The following is a 17929-nucleotide window of genomic DNA, read 5'->3' on the forward strand; positions in this document are numbered from 1 at the left end:
ATGATTGCGTCACAGCCTTTTTTGCAGGGTTTTCGGGTTTTACTATAACAAAAAGGAGTATAGAGAAATGATTTACTATGTCAATAATTCCGCTCCGAAGAATGGAAACGGAACAAAAGAGATGCCGTTCAAGTTCATCAACGATGCGGCAAAAATTGCAAAGGCAGGAGATGAAGTTCTGGTTGCACCTGGTATCTACCATGAATATGTCGATCCGGTCAACGGCGGAACCGAGGATGCGAGAATCGTCTATAAGAGTGAGAAGCCGCTCGGCGCAAAGATCACCGGTGCGGAAACGATGAATGACTGGGAGCATTACAAAGATAATGTGTGGGTATGCCGTGTAGACAACGGAGTTTTTGGCAATTATAACCCATACACGACAATGGTCGGCGGTGACTGGTATTTTGCACCGGTGGTACGCCATACCGGCGCGGTTTATCTGAATGACCGCCAGTTATACGAGGCAGAGACGCTCGAGGAGTGTATCAAAGGCGAGGTTTATGCGCCGTCCTGGGAGCCGGAGTGGTCGGTTTACAAATGGTATACCGAGCAGGACAAAGAGAAAAATCAGACGGTCATCTACGCAAACTTCCAGGGTAAAAACCCGACGGAGGAAAAAGTAGAAATCAACGTGCGCCGGAACTGCTTTATGCCGTCGAAAACAGGCGTAAATTACATTACGTTCAGTGGATTTGATGTCAGCAAGGCAGCAACGACATGGGCGCCGCCGGCTGCTTATCAGGACGGTATGATCGGCCCGCACTGGTCGAAGGGATGGATTATTGAGGACTGTGAGGTCAGCAACAGCAAGTGCTGCGGTATTTCGCTCGGAAAATATTACGATCCGGAGAACGACCATTACTTTACCAGAAAACACGTAAAAAGCCCGACCCAGATGGAGCGTGATGCTGTCTGCCGCGGCCAGTATCATGGATGGACGAAGGAGAACATCGGAAGCCATATCATCCGCCGCTGCCACATCCATCACTGTGAGCAGACCGGTATTGTCGGACGGATGGGCGGTGTGTTCAGTATCATTGAGGACAACCACATTCACAACATCAACAATATGCAGCAGCTTGGCGGAGCCGAGATTTCCGGTATCAAGATGCATGCAGCGATCGATGTTGTGATGAGAAGAAATCACATTCATCATTGTACGATGGGCATCTGGTGTGACTGGGAGGCACAGGGAACACGCCTGACCCAGAACCTGCTGCACGACAACTGCCCGCCGGAGGGAACACCAAAGGCAGAGGGCGCAATGATGAGTCAGGATATTTTCATCGAGGTTGGCCATGGTCCGACACTGATCGATAACAATATTATGCTCTCACCGGTCAGCGTTCGTATGGCGACCGATGGTATTGCCTGCGTACACAATCTGATGCTTGGCTCATTAACTGCAGTTGGCGGCGGAACAGGAGACCGTTACACGCCGTATCACATCCGTCACCGTACCGAGGTTGCCGGATTCATGACATTCCTGCATGGCGATGACCGGTTCTACAACAACATCTTTATCCAGAATTACCCGGTTGAGGAAACAGAAACGGTTGAGGACATGGGCTTCAAGATGGAGGATAACCAGGAGGTCGGAACGCATGTGTTCGACGAGTATCCGACCTATGACGAGTGGATCAGCCACTTTGAGCTGGACAAACCGGCCGACATGAGCAAGCTGGAGCCGTATCACAATAAATGTCATCTGCCGGTTTGGGTAAACGGAAACGCTTACTTTAACGGAGCAAAGGCGTGTGTGAATGAAAAAGAGAATCTTGTGGATAACGAGAACCAGGTTAAGGTGGAACTTGTGGAAAAAGACGGCCACTATTCCATCAAGACGAACGTGTATGAGTTCCTGAAGGATTTCCGGACGGGAATTATCAACAGTGATATTTTAGGATACGCCTTCGAGCCGGAGCAGAGATTCGAAGATCCGGACGGAAGCACGATTATCTTCGATCAGGACTATCTTGGCGAGCACCGCGGCGTGGCAGCAATGCCGGGACCGTTTGCGGATGGAGCTGAGGCAGAGAAGATTCTGTGGTAGAAAAAATCAGAACTTACCGGTTGATATGAAAAAAACAGGGCGCTGTGCAGGAAATGGCACAGCGCCCTGTTTTGGTAAAAGGAAAGTCAGGATGCCTTTGCAGAATCTTTTGCCGTCGGCATTTTCGCGTATAAGATTTTCAGCATAATCGGTGTTGCAATACTCGAGAAGAGAATCAGCAGAATCACAGCACTGAAGAAATCGCCGGATAAAAAGCCTGCATTCAGACCCTTTTGCGCAACGATCAGACAGACTTCACCACGGGTCATCATACCGACACCGATTTTCAGGCTGTCGCCCCAGGTAAAGCCGCATCCCTTTGACATCAGGCCACAGCCGATGATTTTTGCGGCAAGGCCGACGATGACGAAACAGATGGCAAAGAGTACGAATTTCTCGTTCATGCCGCTGAGCGTTGTTTTGAGTCCGATACTTGCAAAGAAAATCGGTCCGAAAATCATATAGGAGCTGATATCCATTTTTTCTTCGATGTAATCGGAAGAATCGAGGGAACACAGGATAACGCCCGCAACGTATGCACCGGTAATATCGGCGATGCCGAAATATTTTTCGGAAATGTAGGACAGTCCGAAGCAGAGCGCAAGACCCAGAATCGGAAGACGGCGGGTGTGCGGAAATACGGAGTTCATGCGGTTGAACAGCTTAAAGCAGAGAAAACCGAGCACAATCGCAAGGGCAAAAAACAGAATGGTGGAGGCTGCTACTTTCAGCGGATTGGATGTCGGATCTTTAAAACCGATGACAACAGTCAGCACAATGATACCAATGACATCGTCGATGATGGCTGCATTTAAGATGGTTGTTCCAACCTCTGTTTTCAGCTTGCCGAGTTCTTTCAAGGCCTGTACGGTGATGCTGACCGATGTCGCAGTCAGAATAACACCGATAAAAACAGCGTGGTAAAATTCTTCCGTTCCGACAGCAGAGAAGCCATAAAAGCTCATGTATAAGATGGCTCCAAGAACGAGAGGAACAAAAACACCGGCACAGGCGATCAGCAGGGATTTCACTCCGGTGCGGAGCAGATCCTTCAGGCTGGTGCCAAGACCTGCGGAGAACATCAGCAAAATGACACCGATCTCAGCCATCTGTGCGAGAAAGTCAGACTGCTGAACAAGTCCCAGCACACTGGGTCCAAGGACAATACCGGCAATCAGCTCGCCCACAACCTGCGGAGCCTTGCATTTTCTGGCAAGAATACCAAACAATTTTGCGAATACGATAATGATTGCCAGGTCTTTTAAAATGACATACGTATCCATGAAAAAGATACCCCCTTTTATGAAGTTTATGTATGTGTCGGCAGCTTGAAAGAGCAATGCCGGAGTTTGATACGCATACATTTTCAGTATAACAAAAATTGAGAAAAAATACTATCGGCAAGAAAGAAAAAATAAAGTAAAACGGAAAAAGAGATATAGAAAAGAGCATGTAGATATAGTATGATCAAAGCAGCAAATAAATTTTACATGGAGTTCAAAAAGCGGGATCAAAAAAACGAAAGGGGAAATAAAAAATGAGAGTTGGGAACGTGAAAGAAATTGTATTTTCCAAAGATCCAAAACAGATGAACTGGCTGCGGGAGGATTTCCCATACGCCGAGGTGAAATGCCCGCCGGAGTTTTCGGCTGAGGTGCAGAATGAGAAAGACGGAGATGTGCTGACAACGAAGATTGTGGTTTCTTACAACGGTGCGCATCCGTATTTTACAAATGCCGGAAGTATTGGGGTTTCATTTCCGTTGCAGGATCGCTACACGGACAGTGTGACCTGCCGGGATTACCGGTGCCATGCACATATTTTCTGCGGGGAAAATACCAGTTATATCATGGCACTCCGCATGGGCGGTGCGGCTCCGCATCTGGGAATGGTACTCACAAAAGGCAGTCTTTCTGCTTACAGTATTGAGCGCGATCTGAAACTGCAGAGCAATGACAGAGGCTGCTTCTGGCTGCACCCGTCCGCACAGGAATTTGCGCCGGGAGACACGATGACGCTGGAGTGGAAAGTATTTCCGCATCAGGGACGCGAAGATTTCCGGGAGAAATTAAGAGCATTTTCCCAGGTGATTCTGGTGGATGCGGAGCAGTATGTGATTTATCCGGGAGAGACGAGTAAGGTAACCATTGAACCGGTATTTCCGGCGGAAAAAGTGACGGTAAACGGAACATCGCTGGAAAAGACGGAAAATGGTGTTTATGAATATCTGTTTGAAAATGAAAAAACAGGGGAGTATGTACTTTCGATCTGTGCCGACGAGGTGAAAACCACCTGCCGTCTTCTCGTGCAGGAGCGGCCGGAAACACTGGCGGCAAAACGGTGTGCGTTTATCGTCGATCACCAGCAGTATCATGGAAAGATCAAAGAACTGCAGGGTGCCTATCTGCCGTATGATAACGAAGAAAAAATTCTCGTCTGCACGCCGGAAAACGATTTCAATGCCGGACGGGAGCGTACCGGTATGGGTGTGCTGATTGCACGGGCACTGCAGCAGAATCTTTTAAAAGACCGGGAAAAAGCGGAGCAGAGTCTTCGTGAGTACCATGCATTCTATCTTCGCGAGCTGGTAAATGCAGCAACAGGTCTTGTTTGCAACTGTTCCGGAAAGGACAACAGCTATTTCCGGCTTTACAACTACCCATGGGCAGTGACATTCTTTCTTGAATGCTGGAAGCTGTGGGGAGAAAAAGAAAATCTGAAGACAGCAGTTCGTATCACAGAAAAATTTTATGAACAGGATGGATTCCGTTTTTATCCGATTGAAATGCCGATTGTGATGCTCTGTCAAGAGCTGAAAAAAGCAGGAGAACAGGAGGATCTGAAAACAGTAAAAGATCTGTTCCGACGTCATGCCGACCAACTGATTGAGATCGGAACGGCTTATCCGGCTTCGGAGGTAAATTACGAGCAATCGATCATACAGCCGGCGGCCGAAGTCATTCTTCAGGTTTACGAGGTGACCGGGGAAGAAAAATACCTGCGCGGAGCCGAGCAGCAGATCGCCGTCCTCGAACTCTTCGACGGCCAGCAGCCGGACTACCATCTGCATGAAATTGCAATCCGCCATTGGGACGGCTACTGGTTCGGAAAACGCAGAGTCTTCGGAGACACCTTCCCGCACTACTGGAGTGCAGAAAACGGTCGAACCTTCAAGCGTTACGCTCGCCTGACCGGAAACGAAGAATATAATATCCGCGGTGAGCATTCCCTGCGCGGCGTGCTGTCCATGTTCTTTGAGGATGGAACAGCGACCTGTGCGTACCTGTATCCGTATTCCGTCAACGGACAGAAAACCGATTTTGCCGATCCGTATGCCAATGACCAGGATTGGGGATTATGCATGAACCTGGAATAAAGAATGACCAGAACCTTCAAACTGAAATCATACAGAGTGATTCAGTTTGGAGGTTTTTTGAAGGTTCAGATTGCAGCACGGAATCTGGCGGATGATTTGCAGAAGATATTACAGGCCAAGGCAGTTTTAAAAGAAGAAACCGGCGCGGAACTATTTATGTAATCTATGATTTCTGCCGCTTCGCAGGCGTTTCCCCATGGTATTACTGAGCAGATGTGCCGATAAAAGAAAAAGAAGAACTTTGCCGGAAAGAATCGGATGTGCGGACAGATTTTCCATCGGTAGAATACAGGAGCGTTTTTATCAAGGATAAGGAAGAACCGGAGCACTGGGCGCAGCTTCATATGAAGGAAGATACCATGGATTGTATGTGACAGAGAACGACGATTAAAGAATTTGAAAAAGCAGAAAACAGACACTTGAAAATAAGAAAAAATTTTAAAATAGCGTATGAAATTTTTGCGATTTGGAGTAGAAAATTTCATGCGTTATTTTTAATAATATCCCAAAACACATTAATCCAGTGGTCACAACCTTAATTTTGTGGTGTGTTTTTCGGCACTATGACGGAGATATAATAAAACCACAAAGAAAAAGAAACAAATTCACGGAACTATTGAGAATCAGATATGGCAGCGAAATGTTTTTTGCGGAACTCCTGATTCGGAATAGGAAAGAAAGAGAGGGAGAGCTGTAATGAAAAAAGCAGGAAAAGGAACGGCGTTGAAGCAGAAGAGAACCTGGAAGCAGGAAGTTCAGCATAACTGGCCGCTGTATGTACTGATTTTACCATCGTTCGTGCTGGCAATTATTTTTTGCTATGTGCCGATGGGCGGTCTGGTGATGGCATTCCAGGATTACAAGCCGTGGCTTGGCATCACCGGTTCACAGTTTGTAGGAATGGATAACTTCCGACAGATCTTCGAATTCAAAGAATCGTATCAGGCGATCATCAATACGCTGATCATCGCTGTCAGCAAAATTATTCTGGGACTGATTGTTCCGATTATCATGGCACTGCTTCTGAATGAAGTACATAACATAGGACTGAAAAAAGGAATCCAGACGCTGGTTTACCTGCCGCATTTCCTTTCCTGGGTTACTGTAGCCGGAATGCTCCGCGATATCCTCGGAACCGACGGTATCGTCAACATGGTACTTCAGAAATTCGGTATTGATCCGATTTTCTTCCTCGGCGAGGCGGGCATGTTCCGACAGATCGTCGTTGCGTCCGACCTGTGGAAGGGCTTCGGATTTGGAATGATCGTTTATCTGGCAGCCATCTCCAACATTGACCAGAGCCTCTACGAGGCAGCCGAGATGGACGGCGCTAACCGCTGGAAACAGACATGGCACATTACACTTCCGGGCATCATGCCGATGATCATCGTCATGGCAACGTTAAGCCTTGGAAACGTCCTGAATGCCGGGTTCGACCAGATCTTCAACCTGTATTCCCCACTGACTTACAGCACCGGTGATATCATCGACACCTACGTTTACCGTCAGTCACTGATCAATGGACAGTACAGCTTTGGTACCGCCGTCGGCCTGTTCAAATCGGGAATCAGTCTGCTGCTTACTGTTGCTTCTTACCGCATCGCCTATAAGGTAGCGGGATATCGAATTTTCTAAGAGGGAGGACATAAACATGCGTCATACATCGACAAGCAGAAAAGTATTCGTTGTCTGCAATACGATTTTTCTGGTAACCATGGCACTGCTTTGCATCCTTCCGCTCTGGAACCTGCTGGCAATCTCTTTCAGCGGAAAGAGTGCTGCAAACAGCGGAGCCGTTACCTTCTGGCCCATCGATTTCACACCGCTGGCCTATGTAAAAACTTTTAACAACAATAACTTCATCCGGTCCATGATCATTGCATTCCTCCGAACCTCATTTGGAACACTGCTCAGCATGTTCGTCATCACGACAGCAGGCTATGCACTTTCCAAAGAATTCCGCGGCAGAACACCGCTCATGTGGTTCTTCGTATTCACGATGCTGTTCGGCGGCGGTTTGATCCCAAGCTACATGGTCAATGTTTCTTTAGGACTGAAAAACAACTTCCTGGTTTACATTCTTCCGGGAGCGTTCGGATGCTACAACCTGATTCTGATCATGAACTTCTTCAAGTCGATTCCGAAATCCCTCGAAGAGGCGGCACTGATCGACGGAGCGAGCTTCTTTACCGTACTTCGAAAGATTTACCTTCCGCTCTCCAAAGCAGGTCTCGCAACCGTAGCACTGTTCATCATGGTTGGTTACTGGAACGAGTGGTTCACCGGAATCCTTTACATGTCCGATACGAAAAACTATCCGCTGGCATCCTTCCTGCAGGTGATCGTTGTGCAGGGAAACAATCAGGATCTGTCGCTGGATCCGGCATCTGCGCTGGCTATGTCGGAACGTACCATTAAAGCGGCACAGGTATTTATCGGAGCGCTTCCGATTCTTCTGGTTTACCCGTTCCTGCAGAAATACTTCGTAAAAGGTATCGTTATGGGAGCAGTCAAAGAATAATTTTATGAGAGAGATTTTTCTGAAAAAATCCGGTTTGAAAAACGTGCTGTAACATTATAAAATAAATGATGGAGGAAAAGAGGCATGAAAAGAAAACAGAGTACAGTAATCTTATCAGCGGCAATGGCAGCAATGATGTTGATGAGTGGGTGCGGCAAGGATGGTGGATCTGCGCAGCAGGAAACCGCAACGAAAAATGCAGATGGAAAGTACGAGCCGACACTGACAATTACCATTGCAAAACAGCTGGACGAGAACACAGGAAGATATGGTGATGGAGAGGACATCAACAATAACCCGATGACGCGTCTGACCGAGGAAAAACTGGGATTAAAGATGGAAACAACGCTTCTCGGCGGAGATGCCAGCAACTATGACACCAAGCTGCGTCTGGCACTGACAGGTTCTGAAAAACTTCCCGATATATTTCCTGTTTATGGAACACAGATGATTTCCGATATGATTGAATCCGGACAGGTCAAAGCAATTGATGACGATATCGAAAAATATATGCCGGATCGTCTGAAAGAGATCTATGATAAATATCCGGAAACCTTCTATCCGGTTACGAAGGATGGAAAAACGTATGGAATTGCCTGCACACCGTGCATGGATGCAGAAGAAATCATGGTCATCCGTCAGGACTGGCTGGACAATCTGGGGCTTCAGGCACCGACCAATCTGGACGAGTTTGAAGCTGTCATCAAGGCGTTTACAGAAGACGACCCAGATGGAAACGGCAAAGATGATACGTATGGATTCACCTATTCCGGAAATGATATTTACAATACCGGATGGGTTTCTGATCCGGTCAACGTGTTCTCTGCGTATTCCGGGAAATTCATTCCGGGCGTATGGCAGGAAGATGAAGATGGAAATTTGCAGTATGGCTCCATCAACGAGGAAAATAAAGAAGCACTGACCCGTATGGCCGAATGGCATAAAAATGGCTGGATTTTCCAGGAAGCTGCAGCAACGGGTGCGTGGGATGCCATGACACAGTTTACCGAAGGAAAAGCAGGTATCTTTGTTGGAAGACCGTGGACAATTAACTCTGTTGCAGATGTTACTTCTGCTGATCCAAATGCGGTTGTAAAAGGATATCCGAATATTCTGCAGGAGAATGGTGAGCCGACTTATCAGATGGGACAGATCCACGATGGCTGGCTGATGTTCAACAAAAATTTTAACAACATGGAAGCCTTCTTTACTTATTATGATTGGTTGTATGACGCTGTATTCGGCACAGGAGATTTTGTGAATGGCTATCTGGAAGGTTATGATTACGATATTGTAGACGGTGAAGTTGTGTATGATACAACCAAATTTGATCCGCCGGTGACAGATCCATTTATGCCTGGAAAATCTACTGTACTGAAAAATTCACCTGGTGAAAGCGTAGAAATGTATCTGAAGCTTCAGGCAGGGGAAGAACCGACAACAGGTGCTGAGAGAACGGCATTATCGTATTTTGAGAGCGCACCGGCGATGGCAGAAGGTTATGTTATTGCAGCAGAGCATCAGGATGAACTTCTGACCAGTCTGTTCAATGCGGCTCCGACCGATACTATGAAGAAAAAATGGGAGCAGCTCCAGACCATGGAGAAACAGGTTTACACAAACATTATCTATGGAAAAGAAGATCCGTCTGCATTTGATCAGTTTGTAGAAGACTGGAAAGCACAGGGCGGCGATGATATCACAAAAGAGGTTAATGAGTGGTATCAGTCGGTAAAATAAGAGCTGCCTGATCGAAAAGATCCGAAAAGTCAAAAATAAAAAGCAGGGAGTTGTCAAAACATGGCGATTCCCTGCCTTTGCATCTCACAATGGTTTGCGTCAGCAGAAAAATTTGATAAAATAGGGGCAGAAAATGAGAGGGGAAGCATATGAAAAGAGTACGTTCAATTTTTGGAATTTTTACCGTTTTTCTGTTGATCATTCTTGCCAGCTTTCTGCTTCTGTCCTGGCAGAGCACGGCAAATTTGAAAGCATCTTTGATTCAGACGGCACAGCTTCAGACAAAATATGCAGCAACGCTTCTGGAACAAAAGGGGAAAGAGATTGAAATTGAAGCAGATGGTATTTTATATGGAGAAAATATGCAGAATCTCTATGCGGCAATTGAAAACAACGATGTTTATGAATATGTACAGCAAATTAATAAAATGAAAAGCTTTTTTCAGGAACGTCAGGGAAGAACGGTCGGAATGAGTGGTATGACGCTGTACTGGCCGAAATCCGGGCGGGAGATCAGCACGCTGCGGCAGGGATATTTTGAGGATTCTTTCTGGGAAAACAATAAGGAAAGTCAGTGGAAATCAGCCAATAAACAGGAAATTTTTTATATGCGAAGACGAACTGTGGAATGGAGGGGAGAAGATCAGGAGGTCTGGCTGGTGCTCCGAATGGATCAGGATTTTCTGTATGAAATCAAGGAGATGGCTGCGGGAATGGACCAGGGAGGCAGTATTTTAATGTTTGGTGGAGAAATCAATGTGCTTTCGCAGAAATCTGTGGAGCAGAATATTGCAGGAATCATACGACAGAGTAATGAAAAAGTCTGCGAGGTGCGTGTGGGAAAACAGAAATATCAGATTGTGCGTTCAGATGAAACAAAAAATGGAATGCAGCTGGTTTCCTATTATCCGACAAGGCAGATGATGCGGCAGGTGCGGAATATTATGACGATCTCAGGCATTATGCTCGGGGCAATTCTGATTTTTGGAATGATTTACATTTCTCTGTTTGTAAAAAATATTTTGATGCAGATGAATCTGCTGACTGAAAAACTGAAACAGGTGGAAGTGGGAGATTTGACCGTGCAGATTTACAAAATGCCGAAAAATGAATTCGCCTATGTATTTCGTCAATTTAACCATATGGTGCGCCGCACGCATGAATTGCTGGAGGCAACGGTAAAAGAACAGGAACTTCGAAACGAAGCAGAAATGCGGCAGTTGCAGCTTCAGATCAACCCGCATTTTCTGTACAACAGCCTTTCCTTCATTGTCACCGCGGCGGACAATCCCGATGCCGTGACAGAGATGGCAGTGCATCTGTCGCAGTATTACCGTTATTGTACACGGAAAAAGTCAATTACGACGATTCAGGAGGAAATTGACTATGCGCGGTCGTATCTGGAAATCATGGCGATGCGAAAAAACATCGAGTATGAAATAGAATCCGATCCAGAACTTGCTGCATGTAAAATTCCACCGCTGATTCTGCAGCCGATCATCGAAAATGCAATTGAGCATGCGATCGAGGAGCGGGAAAATGCAAAGCATATTTATGTAAAGGTGTATCAAAAAGTAAAAGACGAAATTTGTTTCGAAATATCAGACGACGGGAATGGACTGACAGAGGAACAGATTGCGGCACTGAAAGAACGGCTGGCAAGGAAAAACCGCGATGAAAAAGAGGGTGTCGGCCTCTGGAATGTAAATCAGCGGCTTGTCAATTATTATGGGGAACAGAGCAGCCTGCAGTTTGGAGGAAGTATTTGGAAGGGATTGTGCGTTTCCTTTGTGATTGACGGGAAAGAAAGACTGTAAAGAGGCTGTGAGAATCTGGAGTTTTTGCGGAGAAAAAAACAAAAGGTTCCGGAGCACAGAGAAAAAGATGGGGGAATTACCTATGAAAGTATTGTTGGTGGACGATGAGTCCTATATGACCGAGTATCTCAAAAAACTGGTGGACTGGAAAAGCTATGGCTTCGAAGAAGTACTGACGGCGTCGGGCGGCTCTATTGCGCGCGATCTGATTGAGCAGAAAAAGCCGGAACTTCTGGTGACAGATATCCGCATGCCGCGCGTGTCAGGGCTGGATCTGGTGAAGTATATTGACGAGAAAAATTATCCGACGAAAACAATTATTCTGTCCGGCTACAGTGAATTTGAATATGCTCAGCAGGCGCTCCGCTATGGAGTGACAGAATACCTCGTAAAGCCTATCCTGAAAAAGGATTTCCAGATATCACTGGAACATGTGATGGAAAAATTTTTCGAAAAAGAAGAAAGTTTTCCAGACGACGGTATTTCGGCCGTGAAAAAGTATATCGCAGAGCATGTGGGCGAAGATCTCTCACTGGAAATTTTAGGAGAAGTGGCGCATCTGCATCCGGCGTATCTGTCAAAAACATTTAAAGAAGAGACAGGGAAAAATCTTTCCGCGTATATTACGGATGTGAAGATGGAAAAAGCGGCAGAACTGCTCAGCGGAACAGATCGATGGGTACATGAAATCATGGAAAGCGTAGGATATCAGAAGAGCCAGTATTTTTCAAAAATTTTTAAAGAAAAATATGGCGTGACGCCGAATGAGTACCGGCGGACGCACAGAGGATAACAGAATGAAAGAAAAAATATCTTTATTTTTTTACCGTACGACGGAGAGAAATATGGTTCCCTGCAATGCCGTTGAGCTGACCGAATTCGAAACGGTGGGACCTGAAATATCGAATTTCGTTTTTCGCGGCGGAAAAATTCACGGTACGATTTGTATGAAAAACTGCAGAAATATCCAGTTTACAGATGCAAAAGAAAAGGAGAGATAAGATGTTTAAAAACGGAACCTTATGGAATGATATTGATGGAAACCCGATTCACGCGCACGGAGGATGGATGCTTTCATACGGCGGCTATTTTTACTGGTACGGTGAGGACCGGAGAGAGAATTATTATGTGAGCTGCTACCGTTCGAAAGACCTGCGGAACTGGGAATTTCGGAACCACATTCTGACGACGGAATCGAAAATGGAGCCGTACCGCGTGCGAACGAAACTGCAGCTTATAAGCGAGACTGGCGGAAAAGTAAATCTGGAGCGGCCGAAGGTGCTCTACAACAAAAAGATGGAGAAATTTGTATTATGGGTACATTTTGAAAACGGAAAAGATTACACAGACGCTGCCATCGGAATCGCAGAGTGCGACACACCGGACGGAGATTTTGTATACCATGGTCACTTCAATCCATATGGCTATATGTCGCGAGACTGCACACTGTTCCAGGAAGAGGACGGCACCGCGTACTTCATTTCCGCAGCACGCGATAACGCGGATCTCCACGTATACCGCCTAAGTGAGGACTATTTAAACGTCGAAAAACTCGTCCACCGTCTATGGCAGGGCGAATACCGCGAGGCACCGTCAGTCATCAAAAGCGAAGAAAAATACTACATGATCACCTCCTTCTGCACCGGCTGGGCGCCGAACCAGGGAAAATACGCCGTAGCAGACAGTATGGAAGGCGACTGGGGCATGTTGAAAAAAATTGGCGACGAAACTACCTACCAGAGCCAGGCAGCATTTCTGCTGAACTTAAACGGACAGCTCCTCTACATCGGAGACCGCTGGAATGCGGAAAATTACTTCGAATCGGGGTATGTGGCATATCCACTGAAGGTGGAAAACGGGGAACTGGTGATGGAATATTGTGAGGAAACTGATTTAGGAAAATATCTGTAGGAATACAGGAAAGACAGGTTGCATGGGCGCATGGAATTTCTACCAATCCAATCGTTTACCACGGAATGCGTTTTCTGCCGGAGGATTTCTGACCGTCAGAGGAAGGGGATGAAATCCAGACATGAAAGAGCTGCATTATTCGGTTTTTTCCGCAACTGCAGCGAAACCCTGATTTCATCGGATGTAAATCGGGAAGGATATGCCTACCGTGCGATTGAATCGGCAAAAATTGACGGAGCAGGAGAATATACCATTTTCTTTAAAATGGTTCTTCCATTGTCCAAACCGGTTATTTCTGCACTGGGTATTTTTACCGCAGTCGGAACATGGAACGATTATACCCAGACGTTGTATTATACAAAGTCTGCAGATATTCAGACACTGTCGTATTATATGCTCTCGATTACCAAGGCAAGTGCTTCTGCAGCATCTCTTGGGGAGACCATGAGTGCCGGCGCATCGAGTGTCCTGACAACCATGTCAAATTCTGCGGCAAACTACAAAACCATTGAGCTTGCCTGCATGGTTCTGTCAGCATTGCCACTGATTATTGTGTATCCGTTTGCACAGAAATTCTTCGAAAAAGGTGTGATGGTCGGAAGCGTAAAAGGCTGATCGACTGGTCTGTGATCATTTGAAAAGCCCGCTTGGTTGCCGCTGTATCTGTGGTATGCCAGCGGGATTCTTTTTTTCGGCGGTCAGCGATTCGAAGTCCGTGCCTGCACGCGAACTTGCGGAACGTTGCCATAGGTGCTGAAAAATTGACAAAAACAGATGAAAATATTCCATACCCAAAAGAGAGTGAAACTTTTAAAATAGAAACAAACAGAAGAGTTTGGATGACAGTTTTCCGGAAATCCATAAATCAGAAGGAATTTTGAACGTGAAAGGGAGAAACAAAACAATGAACATAAAAGCAGAGCAGAAACAAAAAGTCACATTACCATCCCCGTTATTCCGGGATCCGATTTACGACTGCCCAACCGATCCGACGGTCATCTGGAATGAAAAAGAAGAACAGTGGTACCTGCTTTACACCCAGCGCCGTGCCACGGATGTTCCGATCGGTGTGTCCTGGGTGCATGGAACAGCCCTTGGCGTTGCAACAAGCCGGGATGGCACAAAATGGCTGTACCGCGGAACACTTGAGGGACTTGATATTGAGCCGGGACACAATACGTTCTGGGCACCGGAGATCATCGAGGCAGAGGGTTTGTATCACATGTATGTCTCCTACATCACCGGCATTCCAAACGATTGGGAGTATCCGAGATGGATGCTGCATTATACTTCGACAAACCTCTGGGACTGGAGATTTGAAGGACGGGTTGATCTCGATTCCGAGCGCGTGATTGATGCCTGCGTTTATGAAATTGCACCGCATACATACAAGATGTGGTACAAGGACGAGGACAAGGAAAGCAGGACATACGCAGCAGTCAGCTACGATTTGTATCATTGGGATGCAGTTGGAGAAGAGGTTGCGGACTGCGGTCAGGAAGGACCGAATGTGTTTGAACTCGGCGGAAAAATCTGGATGATTTCGGATTTCTGGAACGGGCTTGCAGTTTATACATCGGAAGATTATACGCACTGGACACGGTGTGAGGATATTTTACGGGAATCCGGCACAAGAGCGATGGACACCGGAATGGGACATCACGCGGATGTTCTCGTGAAGGATGGAAGAGCGTTTATCTTTTATTTCTGTCATCCGTATGCCGGTGAAAATGAAGGCGACTTTACAGACGAAGAGAAAGCACGTTTTACGGAGCGCGATCGAAATAAAGCGGTTGTACAGGTGGCGGAACTGAAAGTAGAAGGAGAAAATCTTGTCTGCGACCGCAATGCAGCAGTAACATGGGAGATGTGAGAAAAATTTTAAATACCTTAAAAGAGTGGACAGAATCTTAAAATTTCGGTGTAGAAAAAAAGTACGCGGGTTCTAAAATGAAGGTAAAACAATGTAGCGATGACAGTTCAGGCAGTAGTAAAACACTTGCTGCCTGGCTGCGTGAAAAGTGATTCAGATATAGAAGATTAACCGGAAAGAGAGGGACGGAAAAATGAGTTTTTGTATTGGGAAAGACAGACTGACAAACGGCGCAAAAATTCTGGAGACAAACGACAGAGGTGCGCTGCTGGAGCTGGACAAAGAGGGAGCCGGCATTTTGATCCCGGAGTTCCTTTCCAGAAAAGAACGATATTTTATATTTAAAGTAAAAGTACTGGAGGAACATAGTGTTTCCATGAATCTTCTCATTTACGGAGAGGATCCGGCGGAGCCGGTCATGAACATCCGATTTGGTATTCTGCCGAAGTTGGAAACACAGATGTGCATTGACCGCACATGGTTTGAAGGCAACGTTCTGTTCCCGGAAAACCTGGCGGGCGATTTAAAAATTGTGTGTCACGGACGAAGAATTGCGCAGGAAGAGATCACCAGAGTAGAACTTTCTTCTTTGCAGGCGTTTCATAATCAGAAGATTGTGTTGACAGATCTGGACTTCGTAAAAGAAGCGCCGGAGGTGAATCTGACGGATGAAAAGCTGGTAGATGCCTTCGGACAGAACAAGCGGAAAGAATGGAAAGAAAAAATTCATTCGGAAGAGGAATTAAAAGAGAAAATGAATTGCCAGCTTGCGGAACAGGGAAAACCGTTCCCGTTTGCGGACTGGTCAAAATACGGTGGTTGGACGCGCAAAAAACTGACGGAGGGAACCGGTTTCTTTTCAAGGATCAAAGAAGACAACGGCAAGTGGTGGCTGGTTGATCCGCTTGGCTATGCATTCTTAAGCATTGGTCCGGACTGTGTCGGCCCTGAAATTGACTGTCGGATCGATGGTCTGGAAAAAAATCTCGACTGGCTGCCGTCCGAAGACGATAGTGACTACGGAGTGTTTTTTCAATCCCAGCATGTGATCCCCGGAAGAAGACGGAATTTTAAGAGCTTTTCGTATTCTAAAGCAAATCTGTACCGCGTCTGGGGAGAAAAATGGAAAGAAAACTGGCGACCAATGATTGTTGGACAGCTGAAAGCCCACGGAATGAATACCCTTGGCAACTGGAGTAGCGATGAGCTGTTCGGAACAACGGAAATTCCTTATGTAACATCACTTCCGGAATTCCCAACAACAAAGCAGAACATTTTCCGTGATTTCCCGGATGTGTTCAATGAGGAATACGAAGAGACGGCAAAGAAAAATGCACAGGAATTAGCACCGCGTGCCAACGATCCGTGGATGATCGGTTATTTCCTGCGGAATGAGCCGAGCTGGGCATTCGTTGACAATCTGGTACTGGCAGATGAGACTCTGTACAATCCGGCGCGCACCAGCTGCAAAGAAAAGCTGATTGCGCGGATGGAAGAAAAATATCAGTCCATCGATGCTTTAAACAAGGCATGGAACACCGATTTTGTAAGCTTCGCCGATCTGTACCGCCCGCAGAAAGAGATTTCCAAACGGTCTGATGCGGCAAAAGAAGATATGCGGGCATTTTCAAGAGACATGCTGCGGCGCTATGTGGAAATTCCGGCCCGTGCCTGCAGAGCAGTCGATCAAAACCATATGATCCTCGGTATGCGCTGGGCCTGGATTTCTGATCCGGATCTCGTAGAAGGATGGGAGAATTTCGATGTCTTTTCGATCAATTGCTACGCGGTTGACCCGACGAGCGCGATTCAGAACATTGTAGACCTTGGTGTGGATCTGCCGGTGATGATCGGAGAGTTCCATTTTGGAGCGCTCGACGCAGGACTTCCGGCAACTGGTCTGGAAGGCGTACTTTCACAGAGAGATCGTGGAATTGCCTACCGCCATTACTGTGAAAAAGCTGCGGCTCATCCAAACGGTGTCGGCTGTCATTATTTTCAGTGCTATGATCAGTTTGTGCTGGGACGTTTTGACGGAGAAAACTATAACATCGGCCTGTTTGACATCTGCTCACAGCCATACCCGGATATGATGGAACAGATTAAGCTATGCAGCAGCGAAATCTACGAAGTCGCAGACGGACAGAAGGAGCCATGCGAAGAAAAAGCAGATTCAATTCCGATGATTGCATATTAAAAAAGAGAAAAGAAATACAAGGAAATAAGAGTAAGAAAAAGCAAGGAGTGATGTGCTATGAAAAACATGAACATTTATTTAAATACACCAGAAGATGCTATCAATTTTGTTTCCACTGTGTCGAAAGTACCGTACGAGGCAGATTTATCTTATGGACACTGTATGGTAGATGCGAAATCTATTTTAGGAGTGCTTGGCATGGCAGTTCGTAAAAAGGCAAAGCTGACTATTTACGGAGAAAAAAATATGGATGAAGTAGCGAAAGAGCTGAAGAGGTATGCGGCTTAAAATAAGTAGCAGAGTATTGTTTTTGTGCTTACTGTGTATAAATGACTGAAATCATGCGCAAAGAAAGCGCAATTCCCTTAATTCATAGAAATTCTCTTTTTGAATTTATCTTGGAAAGGGCTTTGAGTGCAGTTATTAGCGCGACAACTT

The 17929-nt window shown here is 46.2% G+C and carries 14 protein-coding genes; 13 read left to right on the forward strand and 1 reads right to left on the reverse strand.

Annotated features, from left to right (window positions below; all coding sequences use genetic code 11):
- Positions 1 to 67: 67 nt before the first annotated feature.
- Complete coding sequence (locus tag DWX26_RS11765) at positions 68 to 2056, forward strand: right-handed parallel beta-helix repeat-containing protein (RefSeq protein ID WP_055220364.1); 1989 nt, start codon at positions 68 to 70, stop codon at positions 2054 to 2056.
- Between the two features lie 86 nt (positions 2057 to 2142).
- Here DWX26_RS11765 and DWX26_RS11770 read toward each other — a convergent pair whose 3' ends face one another.
- The gene (locus DWX26_RS11770; RefSeq protein WP_118601477.1) at positions 2143 to 3339 is read right to left on the reverse strand and encodes a cation:proton antiporter; all 1197 of its coding nucleotides are present in this window, start codon (positions 3337 to 3339) and stop codon (positions 2143 to 2145) included.
- Positions 3340 to 3593: 254 nt separating this feature from the next.
- On the opposite strand from DWX26_RS11770, the gene DWX26_RS11775 reads away from it, so the two are divergent.
- The 12 genes from DWX26_RS11775 (at position 3594) to DWX26_RS11830 (ending at position 17779) form a co-directional block, all read left to right on the forward strand.
- Complete coding sequence (locus DWX26_RS11775) at positions 3594 to 5432, forward strand: six-hairpin glycosidase (RefSeq protein WP_118601478.1); 1839 nt, start codon at positions 3594 to 3596, stop codon at positions 5430 to 5432.
- Positions 5433 to 5647: 215 nt separating this feature from the next.
- Complete coding sequence (locus tag DWX26_RS16965; protein WP_178735224.1) at positions 5648 to 5806, forward strand: hypothetical protein; 159 nt, start codon at positions 5648 to 5650, stop codon at positions 5804 to 5806.
- Between the two features lie 322 nt (positions 5807 to 6128).
- Entirely contained in the window at positions 6129 to 7067 is a 939-nt protein-coding gene (locus DWX26_RS11780; RefSeq protein WP_118601479.1) for an ABC transporter permease, read from the forward strand.
- Between the two features lie 16 nt (positions 7068 to 7083).
- Positions 7084 to 7953, forward strand: a complete 870-nt coding sequence (locus DWX26_RS11785; RefSeq protein ID WP_118601480.1) for a carbohydrate ABC transporter permease — start codon at positions 7084 to 7086, stop codon at positions 7951 to 7953.
- 84 nt (positions 7954 to 8037) lie between these two features.
- Complete coding sequence (locus tag DWX26_RS11790; protein ID WP_243030650.1) at positions 8038 to 9693, forward strand: extracellular solute-binding protein; 1656 nt, start codon at positions 8038 to 8040, stop codon at positions 9691 to 9693.
- 149 nt (positions 9694 to 9842) lie between these two features.
- Positions 9843 to 11510, forward strand: coding sequence for a sensor histidine kinase (locus DWX26_RS11795; RefSeq protein WP_118601481.1), 1668 nt, complete (start codon positions 9843 to 9845; stop codon positions 11508 to 11510).
- A gap of 82 nt (positions 11511 to 11592) precedes the next feature.
- Positions 11593 to 12303 (forward strand): response regulator transcription factor, encoded by a 711-nt coding sequence (locus tag DWX26_RS11800; protein WP_158580606.1) that lies wholly within the window; start codon positions 11593 to 11595, stop codon positions 12301 to 12303.
- 209 nt (positions 12304 to 12512) lie between these two features.
- Positions 12513 to 13421, forward strand: a complete 909-nt coding sequence (locus DWX26_RS11810; protein WP_158580607.1) for a family 43 glycosylhydrolase — start codon at positions 12513 to 12515, stop codon at positions 13419 to 13421.
- Between the two features lie 108 nt (positions 13422 to 13529).
- Complete coding sequence (locus DWX26_RS11815) at positions 13530 to 14036, forward strand: ABC transporter permease subunit (RefSeq protein WP_227094123.1); 507 nt, start codon at positions 13530 to 13532, stop codon at positions 14034 to 14036.
- A gap of 289 nt (positions 14037 to 14325) precedes the next feature.
- Positions 14326 to 15294, forward strand: coding sequence for a glycosyl hydrolase (locus DWX26_RS11820; protein WP_118601485.1), 969 nt, complete (start codon positions 14326 to 14328; stop codon positions 15292 to 15294).
- A gap of 193 nt (positions 15295 to 15487) precedes the next feature.
- Positions 15488 to 17491, forward strand: a complete 2004-nt coding sequence (locus DWX26_RS11825) for a beta-galactosidase (RefSeq protein ID WP_118601486.1) — start codon at positions 15488 to 15490, stop codon at positions 17489 to 17491.
- 57 nt (positions 17492 to 17548) lie between these two features.
- The gene (locus tag DWX26_RS11830) at positions 17549 to 17779 is read left to right on the forward strand and encodes an HPr family phosphocarrier protein (protein WP_118601487.1); all 231 of its coding nucleotides are present in this window, start codon (positions 17549 to 17551) and stop codon (positions 17777 to 17779) included.
- Positions 17780 to 17929: the final 150 nt, after the last annotated feature.

Origin of the sequence: Blautia sp. AF19-1 (assembly GCF_003479155.1) — a bacterium.
Classification (GTDB): Bacteria; Bacillota; Clostridia; order Lachnospirales; family Lachnospiraceae; genus Fusicatenibacter; species Fusicatenibacter saccharivorans.